Here is a 14,445-nt window from a genome sequence, read left to right on the forward strand (position 1 = left end):
ACAAACATTATAGCTGGATATGTTAATCACAAGTCAATAGCACCTTTTCAACGGTTCTTGCAACACAGATGTTTTTAATCATTGGGTAGAACATTTTTTTAATCAAGTAGTTAACCCCCGGCCAATTTGTGGTGATGGATAATGCTAGTTTCCATAAATCTCAGAAGACAAGAGCATTAATTGAATCTGTTGGCTGTAAACTAATATTTTTCATATTCACCAGATATGAACCCTATTGAGAAATTCTGGGCTAAGAGATGGATTAAACAACAAATTGAGCGTTGTAATGTGTTGCATCAGGCAATTAATACATTTTTTAGTTGATCGTAATTCAACTGCTTTTACTATAGCACTAATTTAATTGTTCTTGCAATACTCAAGTTTTTGAGATTTGGGAAATTTTTAATTAATGAGCTTAAATCTGGTCAGGTAGTTATTATGGACAATGCTTCCTCCCATAAATCTCGGAAAAGATCTTATTTAATCTGTTAGCTGTATTTTTTTACCTCCTTATTCAAATGATTTGAAGCCAATAGAGAAATTTTTGGCTAAGAGGTGGATTAGAGCTCATATTAGTCATCTTGCTCTATGATGCTTTAGTTAAATTCTTTAATACGCAAATCTTAACTTGATTTACTATATCTAGTAGAATCAAAGAATTCTAATACACTATAGCTGGTTTATTTGAGGTGATAGATAGCCTGGCTTATATTACGGATTATTAGCTTTGTTAATTCATCTTAAATCACTATCTAGCCATATTTAATTGAAGCACCAAAAGCTATAATAGCAAGTCATGTTATATAATTCTATCTTGATCTTTTTTAATAAACGCCCTCTAAATCACACTTCCTATCTTAAAGTGTGATTTTAATGCCCTTGCTCATATCTAAATCTCAACACATATGCAACTTATTGTTTAGGGGAGAAGTTTTTTAAGGAGCTCATTAATTATACCGGGGTCTGCTTTACCTTTTGCAATTTTCATAACTTGCCCAACAAAGAAACTAAAGAGACGATCTTCGCCATTTTTATATCTTTCTACTTCTAATGAATTTTCACTTAAAACACATATTATTATTTCCTTAATAGTATCATGATTACTTATTTGCATTAAAGATCTTTCTTTTATTATAGAGGCTGGATCTTTTCCTGATTCAAACATTATATCTAACCCCTGTTTTGCTGATGAGGCGGAAATCTCATTATTTTTTAAAAAAAGTAACAGCTGTGCGAGCATATGTACTTTAATCATCCTCTCATCATCTATTTTGACTTCAAGCTTATTCATCCTTGCAAATAGTTCCACTATGAGCCAGTTTGTACATAATTTAGAATCTTGTACAAGAGAGTTTAGTTTTTCAAAAAACTCAGATACAGATTTTTCTGCAATAAGGACCAGGGCCTCTTTAAGGGGAATATTTAAGGACTCCGTGTATCTTTTTAGTTTTTGATCGGGTAGTTCAGGAAGTCTTGCCTTCATACTGCTTATATACTCATCAGAGAGCTCTACTGGAAGAATATCTGGATCTGGGAAGTATCTGTAATCTACGGCGTCCTCCTTTAGTCTCATACTTCTGGTCTCAAGGTTATTAGTATCAAATAACCTTGTTTCCTGAATTATATCATTTCCTGATTCTATCTCTGCTATCTGTCTTATAGCTTCAAATTCTATTGCCTTTTCTAAAAATTTTAAAGAATTAAGATTCTTAATCTCGACTCTATTTCCATATTTATCACTTCCAATAGGTCGTACTGAAACATTAGCATCGCACCTTAACGAACCTTTTTCCATATCCCCATCACATGTATTCAGGTATCTAAGAATTAATCTTAGCTTAGATAGAAATTCTGAGGCCTCTTTAGCGCTTCTCAAATCTGGAGCGGTCACTATCTCCATAAGACCAATACCAGCACGATTTAGATCTATAAAAGTTTCATACATACTTTGATCATGAATACTTTTTCCCGCATCTTGTTCTATATGTAATCTCTCTATCTTTATTGTTTTACCACTACCTATAGTAATGATTCCATCTCTTGCTATTGGCTCATAAAATTGAGTTGTTTGATAACCAAGAGGAAGGTCTGGATAAAAATAATGTTTTCTATCAAAGCGAGATAATTTATTAATTACGGCACCTACTCCCAGAGCTGTTAGTACTGCCAGCTCTATGCATTCTTTATTTAATACAGGTAATGTTCCTGGGATTGCAACATCAAATAGCTCGATATTTGTATTGGGATCAGCGCCAAATGATGTTGGGGCACGAGAAAATAGTTTTGACTTAGAAGCTATTTGTGCATGGACCTCCAGTCCTATAACAATTTCCCATCCTGACTTAATCATACAATTACAAAAAAGACCAACAAAGATAATTTATAAGAAAAATTTATAAAATCACAATACAATGTGCGGTTTTAATTAATTAGCATATACTCATTTTTATATATAGCTCTTTTATCATTAATTAGGTTATCTATAAAAACAATCCAAATGAGGATTTGTAGTATTATACTAACTTGGTAGAGGCGTCTATATTGGAAGAATAATTACATTTTTATATTATACCAGCATAAAATACTTGAGCGCCTATAAAGGATTTTTCTCACTTTTCTTTTGTGGTAATTCAGATTTATTACGTAGCTTTTGTTATGGCCATTTAATGAAATGAAAGTATTTTCTATTCATTGTATACTTTGTAACAAGTATTGTTACCTATGCAATCAAATGAATTTATATGAAAATATAACTCGCCAAAGTGTTCCAAGCCATTAACAATTCATCTATCAAGGTATTAGGTGCTACATAGTTTTTGCAGCTACTTATTTAAGTAGCTGCATTATTTTATTGAATGACTATCTTTTTACTCCACTAAACCCATCATAGCTACTACAGCTACCATAGATTTTTTTGTATTTCATAATATCGTTCTATTGAATTTTAAATATTATCTTGAGGTTATGTAGTGAGTATATTGGTATGAAGGATTTTACTTTATGTATAAGATATATAAAACAGTATAACGAACTCATATATTCAGATCTTCTCATACGTCTTTATATTCATTTAGTTATCTTTATGATGATGGGTGTTAGTTATAAATTATCTTTATACTAAAGAGCGCCCTTTTATAGGTGTATTAACGCCTTTCAGAGACATAGTGCTGTATGTATTATTTCTTTCAAAAAATACCTATATATGTGTGTATTTTTGGCTTAACTTTGAGTTGCATTCCTTTTAGTAAATGCAGATGAGTGTTATAATATGCCCTCGTTATTTTTAGAAATTTTGATGAATTAATATCATTAATGCCTTTATACATAGGTTACAGTTTGTTAGATGCGTCATTTATCAGAATTCATTTAGTTGAATAGTATGATTCGTATTTTGTTAAGAATAAAAATTAGACGTGCATTTTGAGTTTATCGCAATATAGTTGTTTTGTGAGAAGGTTTTATATGTTGAGTTATGAGTAAAAAGAGAAATGATGGCGCGCATCATGTCGATGTGCACGTTGGTATGATGCTTAGGAAAAAAAGGTTAGAAAAAGGTATAAGTCAGTATGAATTAGCCCATTCTGTTAATTTGACTTTTCAACAAATACAAAAATATGAAAGAGGGATAAATAGGATAAGTTGTAGCAAGCTTCATGATTTTGCAAAATTTTTAGATACAAATGTTGCCTATTTTTTCCAAGGACTAGGAGATTATAAATACCAAGAAACATCACATGATATGTCAGAAGCAGCAGACTCTGCTGGGGTACAGATTAAAAATACAGATGTCTATTCAGAGATAAGCGAATTGATAAAGGCTTTTCAATGCATACAAGATAAAAGAGTAAGGCAGAGCATAATTAGCTTGGCATGTAACTTAGCATCTAAAAGTACTATGTCGAATTAAATGCAATGCATAGATTAATTTAATATACTTTAATCATGCGGTATTTGGCTGGGTTTTTGATACTTATTACTATCATAGCTTTGTTTCAATGAATTTAAAAGAATAAGAGTTTATTAGATGCTAAGGTCATGTTACTGGGCCGTAATTTGGTGCTGATCAAGCGTTGTTTGGCCACATATTGTTACTGGAATAATGTATGGTCGCCTGAATAATTGTCTTTATGTGTAAAACGGTATTTATTATGGGTTTTTGTCAAAGTTCGGTATTTGGGAAATGGTGCTGTCCAGCATTACTCAAATCAAGTGCCAAAAAATAATGTCTCAAAATTTAGGCGATATTCATTTTAGGCATAGATTGCTATAGCTGGTTTATTTAAGGTGCATAGATAATACCACTATAGTACAGCCTCTTAGCTATGAGAGTTCAGCTTCAATCACTAGAAAAACAAAGCTGAGAGATGCGATGTTTATATCACATCTCTTCTAAAGTTTTTGAGCTAATTGAACATTCGCTCACGTAACATTATTGAGCACTTCTTTGGCTGACTAAAGCAAGGGGTATGAGGTAAACTGGATCATGTGTTCCTTAGCTTCATCGCTATTTCAAGAGATAAGATTAGCCGAAGATTGAAACATAATCATCCAAAGTCGCTATTTGTGAAAAATGTTCCAACCTTCTGTATAAGCTATTATTAATCAGTGGTTATATTAACTCACTAATATTTCACAATTATATGTGAACATCATTATTCGTGGACGCTTCACCAGGTGAAGCGTGGTGGTTATGGAGTGCATCGAGTGCATCGAAGGTAGTATACACTAATTTCACTGCTTCAACAGTTTGTATAACAGGATTGACTGTATTAATGAGTGCATTAGCTAAATCATTGATGTTCTGGGCAACTGCTATAACTGGCTGTAATGATTCTGGAAGAACGCATTTTGCTGAGCCAAGCCCTGCCGTAACAGCGGCTCCATACGGATTGAATGTTACGAGCTGCGCAATTGGAGCTGTAGACGCATCCATGAAGCATTGGATATATGGATTATCACTTTTTAACAAATCTGTATTGCTCTTAGCCGCATATATTACTGTATTTATAGCTGAGAAAGCTATCGTGTTGATAGACTTACTATAATAAGCATAAGCGGAACTAAATCCAAGGTGCAAGAAGCTTAAGCCAGCATGCAAATATCCTCCATTAGCATCAATGAGGGGGGTAGATTTTTCCTTATTATCAGTGCTGAAGTGTTGAGTAGAATGATTACCCAAATTCTTGCTAAAATGCTGATCAAGGCGCTCGCTAAAACCCTTGCCCCATTCATATGAGTCATTCAATACCCTTATGATGGTATCGCTATTTTCTATTACATAAATTCCAGTTTTGGAAGTTTCGGCGAAAAAAAGAGCCTCTTTCTTAGCCTTAAGCTCAGCGCGCTTTAGCACCCTCTGTTCATGCCTGCTATCTTTTTTTACCTCACGCATCTGAATATCATATGCATAACGCTCATCATAATGTATCTGATATGCTAATGCATAAAGCTCATCACCATATATGTGATTCCCATCATTCATGTGATTCCCACCATCTATGTTATAATCCCTATCGTTATGGTTGTTTCCTGCATTAGCCGCATCATGTTCGCCATGTGCCACAAGGTTATTCATTTGAACTTGTATCTCTTTTTGGTCTTCTCTTGCCATATTAATGTACCATAATTATTAGTTGATAAATTACCAATCATCGGTTCTTGAATACATTTACACGCAGCTAACCGTTTAATTATGGCGCGATTATATACTTGGTTGGTACGTTAGTCTAGAGTCAGATTATGTAGGTGTATGATTGTTATACCATTACACATAGTAATCTAGATGGATATTGATGTAATATATGGCAAGGTGGCGCTTTTATAAAGATTCGGTGGTGAGGTTAGCGCGTTAGTTACTAAAGCTGTACTGGCTAAAGGAGAAATTCAAAAAATAGGCTGATGAGCCTAAGTAGAAGGTTTTGATACAAGTTGTTATAAATTCGGTATAAAGTACGCTACTAATTGATAACATTAAGTATATGATCTCAAAAATTGATTTAGCCCTATAATTTACATCATAATTTTATGCGAAGATTTTTTATAAAAAGTTATATGGATCGACATCTATAGAAAGTTGTATTGATGAGGGTTTTTTTACAGAGTTTATCCAATTTTTAACTGATTTTTGTGTGCTCAATCCTTTTGTTGATTGGACTATAATTCTATACCTGTACCTTTGTCTAATTCTATTAGTAGGTGAGGGGCCTAGTATATCTATATTTTGTGCAGCGTCCCTAAGTTCATTCATATAATTTATAAGTTTTTCCTCATTTTTTGCAGAGGCGTTAATAGAGATTAATCTAGAAAATGGCGGCATATATGATTCCTTTCTGTCATTAAGCTCTTCTTCCAAAAATTGTTCTTTATTAAACAAAGCTTTGATTAACAGTGGGTTTGTAGGATTATAAGATTGCATAAGTACGATACCTTGCTGTTCTTTTCTTCCTGCTCTTCCTGAAATTTGATTAAGGAGTTGGTATGATTTCTCTATACCGCGTATATCGCAATCATGGCTGTATGGATCGGCCTGTATGATGCCGACTAGATGTATAGATTCAAAATCTAAGCCTTTAGCTATTACTTGTGTTCCAATTATGATATCAAATTTCTTTTCTGAGATATCTGCAATCAATCTTTGTGCTTTTTTATGTGTTGAGATTGTGCTGCTATCCAGTGAGATGATTCTGGCGCTTGGAAATAATATTCTCGCTTCCTCTTCTATTTTTTCTATACCAACTCCTCGTAATTGAATTTTTATATTGCTGCAGTGTTTACAGAACGTTGATTTTTCATTGCTACAATAGTTACAATAATGACATTTTAATGTATTGCTTGATTTGTAAAAAGCTAATGAAAATGAGCAGTTTGGGCATTTCTCCTTATATCCACAATTTAAACATACGCTTAACGGCGCATACCCTTTTCTATTTAAAAATAACATAGATTGCTTTTTTATATATAATGTCTCGTTTATAGCGCTGATTAGATCGTTTGATATCCAGCTAAATCTAGAAGAGGTGTTTTGACGCATATCAATTATTTTTATTTCTGGAAGTTTGCTTTTTCCAAATCTTTTCTCAAGCGGTACCTTGCTATACTTTCCAGATAGTGCGTTTAAGTGGCTTTCAAGTGATGGTGTTGCGGATGATAGTATAACTTTGCATTTTTCTTCATGTGCTCTTAAAACCGCCATATCTCTTGCGTTATATATAATGGATTCTTCTTGTTTAAATGAAGTGTCGTGTTCTTCATCAACAACTATAATTTTAAGATTAAGAAATGGTAAAAATAACGCGCTTCTTGCTCCTATTATTAATTTTATTTTTCCATTTATTATATTTTTCCATATTATTCGTTTATTAGCTTGTGATATTCCGGAGTGCCAATTTGTAATTTTCTCTTTGCCAAAAATAGTTGCTATGCGTTCAGATATCTGTGTTGCCAGTATTATTTCTGGTAATAATATCAATGCTTGTCCATTATTTTTGATTGTTTCATATATTGCATAGCAATATAATTCTGTTTTGCCAGAACCAGTTACTCCTTCTAGTAATATTGGGTTATGAGAGGATAATATGGAATTGAGGGCGTTTTCTTGTGGTTGAGAGAGTGTTGTGTTAATAGGTGGTAACAAGTTTTCTTCTTCAATTTCTACATCTCTGCTACCGCCAGATAAATTTGCTATACAGGATTTCAGTACTAGTCCATGTTCACAAATGTTATAATCTGATGCTTTATATATAAAGTTTATAAAATTATTTGTGAATTTATACGGTAGCTTTTTGCTAATATATTTGAGCTTTTCAGGATTTTTTACATCCTCGGCGGGTTGTGCGGTTACCATGCCAATAAGATTTTGCTTCCCAAACTCAACTTCTACTAAGTCTCCTTCACTTAATTTATCATTTTGAGATAAATATGAAAAAGTTTTTGTTGTTCTGATGGGCAGTAAAATCTGCTTTAGAGCGATTTTATTATATTGATCCATTAATTTTTATAAAAAAACGAAAAAAGTCAGTTGACACCTAGAGGAATAGTGGTTATAAATACCTCCCTCTTCGGGAGATGTAAATCATCTCTTCTCTTTTGAAAAGTATAAACAGAAAAGAGGTAAGACAGCGGTAATTAACAAACTCTATTTGTTAGCTTATTGCTGCTTACTAGTAGCAAGTCAGTTACTTAATAATAGAGTTTGGATCATAACATGAGAGTTTGATCCTGGCTCAGAGTGAACGCTGGCGGCATGCCTAACACATGCAAGTCGAACGGATTTGATAGGTGCTTGCATCTATCAGGTTAGTGGCAGACGGGTGAGTAATGCATAGGAATCTGCCTTATAGTATGAAATAACTACTGGAAACGGTAGCTAATGTCGTATATTGCCTACGGGTGAAAGATTTATCGCTATAAGATGAGCCTATGTGGGATTAGCTTGTTGGTGGGGTAAAGGCCTACCAAGGCTCCGATCTCTAGTTGGTCTGAGAGGATGATCAGCCACACTGGAACTGAGACACGGTCCAGACTCCTACGGGGGGCAGCAGTGAGGAATATTGGACAATGGGCGAAAGCCTGATCCAGCAATGCCGCGTGAGTGATAAAGGCCTTCGGGTTGTAAAGCTCTTTCAGTGGGGAAGATAATGACGGTACCCACAGAAGAAGCCCCGGCTAACTTCGTGCCAGCAGCCGCGGTAATACGAAGGGGGCAAGCGTTACTCGGAATTATTGGGCGTAAAGAGTGCGTAGGCGGTTTTGTAAGTCAGGAATGAAATCCTTAAGCTCAACTTAAGGGCTGTTTCTGAAACTGCAAGGCTTGAATATCGGAGGGGATAGTGGAATTCCTAGTGTAGGGGTGGAATCCGTAGATATTAGGAGGAACACCGGAGGCGAAAGCGACTATCTGGCCGATTATTGACGCTGTTGCACGAAAGCGTGGGGAGCAAACAGGATTAGATACCCTGGTAGTCCACGCAGTAAACGATGAGTGTTAGATGTCGGGATTTATCTCGGTGTCGTAGCTAACGCGTTAAACACTCCGCCTGAGGAGTACGATCGCAAGATTAAAACTCAAAGGAATTGACGGGGACCCGCACAAGCGGTGGAACATGTGGTTTAATTCGATGCTACGCGAAAAACCTTACCAGGCCTTGACATGGTGGTCGTACGACTAAGAAACTAGTCGGTCAGTTCGGCTGGACCATCACAGGTGTTGCATGCCTGTCGTCAGCTCGTGTCGTGAGATGTTGGGTTAAGTCCCGCAACGAGCGCAACCCTCATCCTTAGTTGCCATCGGGTTATGCCGGGAACTTTAAGGAAACTGCTGGTGCTAAGCCAGAGGAAGGTGGGGATGACGTCAAGTCAACATGGCCCTTACGGCCTGGGCTACACACGTGTTACAATGGCGATCACAATAGGAAGCGACGGGGCGACCCTGAGCAGATCCTAAAAAATCGCCTAAGTTCGGATTGCACTCTGCAACTCGGGTGCATGAAGTTGGAATCGCTAGTAATCGCAGATCAGCACGCTGCGGTGAATACGTTCCCGGGTCTTGTACACACTGCCCGTCACGCCATGGGAGTTGGTTCTACCTTAAGTAGGTGCGCTAACCTCGCAAGAGGAGGTAGCTTACCACGGTGGGGTCGATGACTGGGGTGAAGTCGTAACAAGGTAGCCGTAGGGGAACCTGCGGCTGGATTACCTAAAAAGCTTGTATCGCCTTTTTGGTGATACTTATTTAAATACCTTTACCGCTGTCTTACACCTTTTCTGTTTTTCACTTTTATAAATACTGGTTTTATCCTATTCTTTTAGTACAGGTCGCTAGTTAAGATTCCCCTTATTAAAGGGGGGTATCTATATGTTAGTATTTGCTATAGATATATAGAATAACTTTTATCCTTATTAAGGAACATAAGAATGGTTAAGCGCATTATTTTCCTGATATTTGCTAATCTTTTTGTGCGGCAATTTAGCATTGCCAGCATATCCGTAACGATGAATTGAAGCCTTTTCACAAAACTTAAATTTATAGCTATTCATAATGAGCGCTACAAGTTATATAGCTAATCCCTATCTTATATCTTGCACTGAACTTATCTTAACCGATTATAATACTAGAGATCTCTCCCATACCAACAATATTAGAGATTTGTGCCACTGAACACTCTGCACCATTTATTAATATCTCATTTATATTTGCCGGGATATCAATATAAGTATTTTTTGTATTTACCCTAAAAAAGCTGCCATGATTATTTTTAAAAATTACAGTATACATATTTAATGATTCTTCTATATCGCAATAACCAAAAGAGGCCGCAAATCCTCTGATTCTACTGTTCCAGCTTAATCTTCCATTTCTCTTATCAAAGTATAAATTACTAACTGGTAATGGGTATAGATTATAAGCTTCAAGTTTTGTTTCCATTTTTGTTCCCATATACTCAAAGTTTATATTTTCCTTTATATCTTGTTCCTCAAAATAAATAGTATTTAAGCTATCATCAAGCAGGATAAATTTTTCACAATCTGTATGTGTATTTATAAATTTTTCAGTCCCCTGCCTACCTCTTAATAAGGTGTCTATTTTGTACTTATTTTTATCTAAAAGTTTAGCATTTTTGAAAATTATTATTTCACGTCCAAATATTGCAATATTTTTTTTGCCAGATAAAAAATCTTCGTCTGAGATACTTTCTAGCTCACCACTTTTTAAATTAATCACTAACTTGTTAAGTGTATCTGTGATATATGGGCTAGAAGCTTTAGGTAAATTTAATGTAACTCCTATTGTAGATTGTATATTTTTAGACTTTATTTCTGTAATTTTATCCCTAATCGCATATCTAATAATTTCCTCTTTTTTATTTGCTACCGCAATAAAAAGTCTAGGCATATCTCTCTTTTCTTCAGAGGCTAGCGTTGGTATATCTAATATCTCTACCTCATTATCCTCTACAATAAAACTATATGCACTTTCATCTGCTGTATGCACTTTTGCACTAGAAAGAGTATGTTTTTGAATAGAGAAGGCTTTAATCTTTATCGCACCATCAGATCCAAAGTCTAGTTCACTTACCTTCATTAAATAATTATTAAGAATTAAATTATCAGAAATAGAGATAAATAAGTAACTACTCGGAAGTATAAAATTGTACTCATGTCTCTCTATAACTAATTTATATAATATTTTTTTTGAAAGCTCTCTTGCTTCGCTTTCATATAATACAAGCGGGATATTGACATCTAATGTTGTAGTGTCAATTTTGCTATCACATATTGAAACATGTAGATTTTTTAATTCGCAATGTGAGGCCTTATCAAAATAAGATATAGAAAGTTTCGTTGGTATTTCGCAAAATGGTTTTGTACTTTTTATAAAAGTATTATTTGATTTTACAATGTGATCGTATTCTATATTATACTCTTTACTAAAAGAATCCTGTATGCAAACTAACTTCCCATCTTTTTCAAATAAGCTTAGATCATATGCTGTGCATAAGGTATCTATAATGCTTTTTGCATTATTATTTCCAATAATAATACCCTTAAAATTACTATCAATTTCATTAATATCTACATTAATGTTTTTTTCTAATACATTACATTTTTTGAAAATATCAAATATAATTGATGATATATCGAGGTTTGATAATTTGTTATTTAAGTCTTGTGCTATATCGTATTCATTTTGTTTAGATTGTGGTCTAACGTCCCATCCAAGAACGAATTTTTTGTCAATGAAGCTTATTTCTTTTTTTATATGATAGTTAATAAGCCTCTTTTTAAAGATGCTTTGATTATCGTTTTTTGCGGCTATATAACCGCATTCTGTGAGCCATACTTTCTTTAATCCTGGCTTCCAATCAGTATTAACATCATCTGGGTTCTTATGCTCAGCAAAATACCATTTTGCCAATTTATTATATAAGTCATCAAAATAACTATTGTTTATAGTGTCGCCATCCATTTTAAAGTTATCTAGCTTGCTTAAAGATGATGAATTAATATTGATACCAATAAAATCTATGTATCGTGATGTCCAAAGTTTATCCATATTATACCAACCATCACTATTTTCGTGATATTCATTTATATCTGACGAATAAGTAATCAGACATTTTGATGGTAAAAGCTCTTTAACTTCTTTAGAAAGATTTATTAAATTATCTATGCCTGGAAAGTTATTATCATTATCTTTGATAGATGTGATTCCAATGAGCCCACTCCCTATACTAATAGCATCTATAATATTTCCGCATAAGCATGCATAATGCTTTATGAAATCATTATAATTTTTATTAAAGAAGTTGTTTAGCTGATAATCAGCTTGGCCTGTGATTATACTAGCATCTAGTAGTTGTTTTGTATCCATAAGTACGATGGGTCGTAACATTATCTTGTAAGCTTTACCTTGTGCATTTCTTTTACTTTTTATAAAATCTAATAATGTATACAGACCATTATCGCTTACTGTTCCTTGATATCGTTTATTTTGAATTATAGATGCATTTTTTATTGTATATTTATGCCCAACGCTCCATTCTTTGGGGAATGTCTTAAAATCACCTGTCTTGCTAATTTTAGGTTCGATTTTTGCATCTTTTATATTTATTTCGCTACAAAACCAGGCTACTGTTACAGAAATCCACTCTAAATTTGGAAATATTTTAAAAAGTTTCTCCAGGCTATAAATACTATCAGCTTCTTTTTTACAATTATTAACATTTACATACGCCCCTTTCCCCCTTTGTATCCACTTATCACCTATATAGTCACCTTCAAACATAGTATGGGGCTTGATCTCATATGTAAATTCACCATGCCCTGGTAGAAGAATTATCTCTTTTAAGGAGTTTTGTAAATTTTGTGCATTTGGATGTGTTGCTATTTTTACTACTTCAAAAGTAAATTCTGGTAATTTATTTTCAAATTCACTAAGATCTAGGTCTTCAAAAATAATATATGCGATTCCTCTGTAAGCTGGTACATTACCAATACCTTCTATACTTTCAATCAGTGGATCAGGCATTTGGTGTTCCGAGCCACTATATATTCTTATTTTATATGCGCTTTGCTCTAACCGTATACCGTTGGCAAAAATATTTTTTAATTCGCTAATAGGGCCTGAACATATTGAAATTGCTAATGATATTCTATAATAAAAAGATACGTGTATACGTTTAACTCTCGATGTTTTACCACCAGAAGTTCTTTCTTGAGAATTTGTAATTTCCTCAAGTTTTGAGGTCCATATTATTTCTCCTGGCATTATTGCGGCCCCATATAAGAATGGTATTTTACTTCCATAAGTAGGGGTTTTAACAAGGAGCCCGCCTAGTCTGCTATCAAAAGATCTCGTCTCTGTATTACCGAATATTGTATCTTTTATAAGCGCTCCAGCAAGTTTACCTATTTTTCTATCTATTATAGCGGAACTACAAAGATCGCTTAAAATTATAGAAGCCATGATATAGTGAAATTATTTATTGAGCACATAACTTTATTATCCAATGCATTAGATGGATCTATATGTTTATAAGTGCTATCATACTCTTGTAGAGAAAATTAATTTATCAGGAAGTACTGTTCTTATGTATTAAATTGAAATTTATTTATAAATTTCAATTTAAGTGGTCCATTGCCTATGAAATTGATACGTTATATACTGACAAGGTAGCAAGATGGGTAATGTGATTGGTTTTGCGTTTCTTGCAAGTTGGAGTTTATAATTTTTGCACAAGTGATATTTATTTTACGCATTTTTGCGTTTATGTCGTTTATTTTGGCAAGTAGCTCGTTTTCTATTGAAGTAAAATCAATTGAGAGTTTGGATTTTTCTAAAACTGTTAAGTTGGAAAAAAGTAAGACGAATTTGGTCTTTCTGTTTGCGTCTTGGTGCAGAGCATGTAAGGATTCGTTTTCTAAAGCTGTTAAGTTACAACAAAAGTATCTAACAAGTAAGAAAATTGCTATACATCTGGTTTCTTTAGATAAAAAGATCAACGATTTGGAAAATTTTTGTAACAATTTTTCCACTTATAATGGTTCTGTAGTTTTTTTCAAAGACTTTAATGGTAAAAATGTTCTTAATGAATTAGTCAAGAATGGGATAGGGTATTCAGGTTCTATACCACATTTAACGTTATTTGAAGATTTAAAAGTAATTGTAGATGGTAATTATAATATAGATCCAATAATCCTATATCTAGAAAAGATAGAATAACTGTTTATTTGGGTTATCACCGGTGAGATTGTATATCTAATCCGTCATAAAATGTCATGTCATATATGTGTTAAATAGTTCGTCAATAAAGCATTGATTTGCGCGTCGTATTTGTTTAGCTTGAGCCCATTTTTTCTCTATAGGATTGAGGTTTGGAGAATATGGAGGTAGATAAAGCAAGGTATGGCCCGCATTTGCTATGAGCTTTTGCATATCTTTGCCCT

At 34.0% G+C, this 14,445-nt stretch carries 6 protein-coding genes, 1 rRNA gene and 1 pseudogene; 3 read left to right on the forward strand and 5 right to left on the reverse strand.

Annotated elements, in window-relative coordinates; translation table 11 throughout:
• Positions 1–919: 919 nt before the first annotated feature.
• Complete coding sequence (gatB, locus tag Cyrtocomes_RS02815; RefSeq protein WP_322497696.1) at positions 920–2,350, reverse strand: Asp-tRNA(Asn)/Glu-tRNA(Gln) amidotransferase subunit GatB; 1,431 nt, start codon at positions 2,348–2,350, stop codon at positions 920–922.
• A gap of 1,122 nt (positions 2,351–3,472) precedes the next feature.
• Here gatB and Cyrtocomes_RS02820 point away from each other — a divergent pair.
• Positions 3,473–3,907 carry a helix-turn-helix domain-containing protein gene (locus tag Cyrtocomes_RS02820; RefSeq protein ID WP_322497697.1) on the forward strand — a complete coding sequence of 145 codons (435 nt, stop codon included), beginning with the start codon at positions 3,473–3,475 and terminating at the stop codon, positions 3,905–3,907.
• A 729-nt stretch (positions 3,908–4,636) separates the two neighbouring features.
• Here the strand turns inward: Cyrtocomes_RS02820 and Cyrtocomes_RS02825 are convergent.
• Positions 4,637–5,611: a hypothetical protein gene (locus tag Cyrtocomes_RS02825; protein WP_322497698.1), complete on the reverse strand. Its 975-nt coding sequence runs from the start codon at positions 5,609–5,611 to the stop codon at positions 4,637–4,639.
• Positions 5,612–6,037: 426 nt separating this feature from the next.
• The gene (gene priA, locus Cyrtocomes_RS02830) at positions 6,038–7,987 is read right to left on the reverse strand and encodes a replication restart helicase PriA (RefSeq protein ID WP_322497699.1); all 1,950 of its coding nucleotides are present in this window, start codon (positions 7,985–7,987) and stop codon (positions 6,038–6,040) included.
• Positions 7,988–8,199: 212 nt separating this feature from the next.
• Here priA and Cyrtocomes_RS02835 point away from each other — a divergent pair.
• Positions 8,200–9,701, forward strand: a 16S ribosomal RNA gene (locus Cyrtocomes_RS02835).
• A gap of 392 nt (positions 9,702–10,093) precedes the next feature.
• Here Cyrtocomes_RS02835 and Cyrtocomes_RS02840 read toward each other — a convergent pair.
• Positions 10,094–13,465, reverse strand: a complete 3,372-nt coding sequence (locus tag Cyrtocomes_RS02840; protein ID WP_322497700.1) for a baseplate megatron protein TIM-barrel domain-containing protein — start codon at positions 13,463–13,465, stop codon at positions 10,094–10,096.
• A gap of 303 nt (positions 13,466–13,768) precedes the next feature.
• Here Cyrtocomes_RS02840 and Cyrtocomes_RS02845 point away from each other — a divergent pair, with 303 nt between their 5' ends.
• Positions 13,769–14,221 (forward strand): thioredoxin-like domain-containing protein, encoded by a 453-nt coding sequence (locus Cyrtocomes_RS02845; protein WP_322497701.1) that lies wholly within the window; start codon positions 13,769–13,771, stop codon positions 14,219–14,221.
• A gap of 87 nt (positions 14,222–14,308) precedes the next feature.
• Here Cyrtocomes_RS02845 and Cyrtocomes_RS02850 read toward each other — a convergent pair.
• A pseudogene (locus Cyrtocomes_RS02850) lies at positions 14,309–14,434 on the reverse strand (transposase); the annotation flags it as partial.
• Positions 14,435–14,445: the final 11 nt, after the last annotated feature.

The organism is Candidatus Cyrtobacter comes, from assembly GCF_034470605.1.
GTDB classification, from domain to species: Bacteria; Pseudomonadota; Alphaproteobacteria; order Rickettsiales; family Midichloriaceae; genus Cyrtobacter; species Cyrtobacter comes.

Coding starts and splice junctions, on each gene's coding strand:
- gatB (WP_322497696.1), bottom strand. CDS start 2,350: ATGATTAAGTCAGGATGGGAAATTGTTATAGGACTGGAGGTCCATGCA.
- Cyrtocomes_RS02820 (WP_322497697.1), top strand. CDS start 3,473: ATGAGTAAAAAGAGAAATGATGGCGCGCATCATGTCGATGTGCACGTT.
- Cyrtocomes_RS02825 (WP_322497698.1), bottom strand. CDS start 5,611: ATGGCAAGAGAAGACCAAAAAGAGATACAAGTTCAAATGAATAACCTT.
- priA (WP_322497699.1), bottom strand. CDS start 7,987: ATGGATCAATATAATAAAATCGCTCTAAAGCAGATTTTACTGCCCATC.
- Cyrtocomes_RS02840 (WP_322497700.1), bottom strand. CDS start 13,465: ATGGCTTCTATAATTTTAAGCGATCTTTGTAGTTCCGCTATAATAGAT.
- Cyrtocomes_RS02845 (WP_322497701.1), top strand. CDS start 13,769: ATGTCGTTTATTTTGGCAAGTAGCTCGTTTTCTATTGAAGTAAAATCA.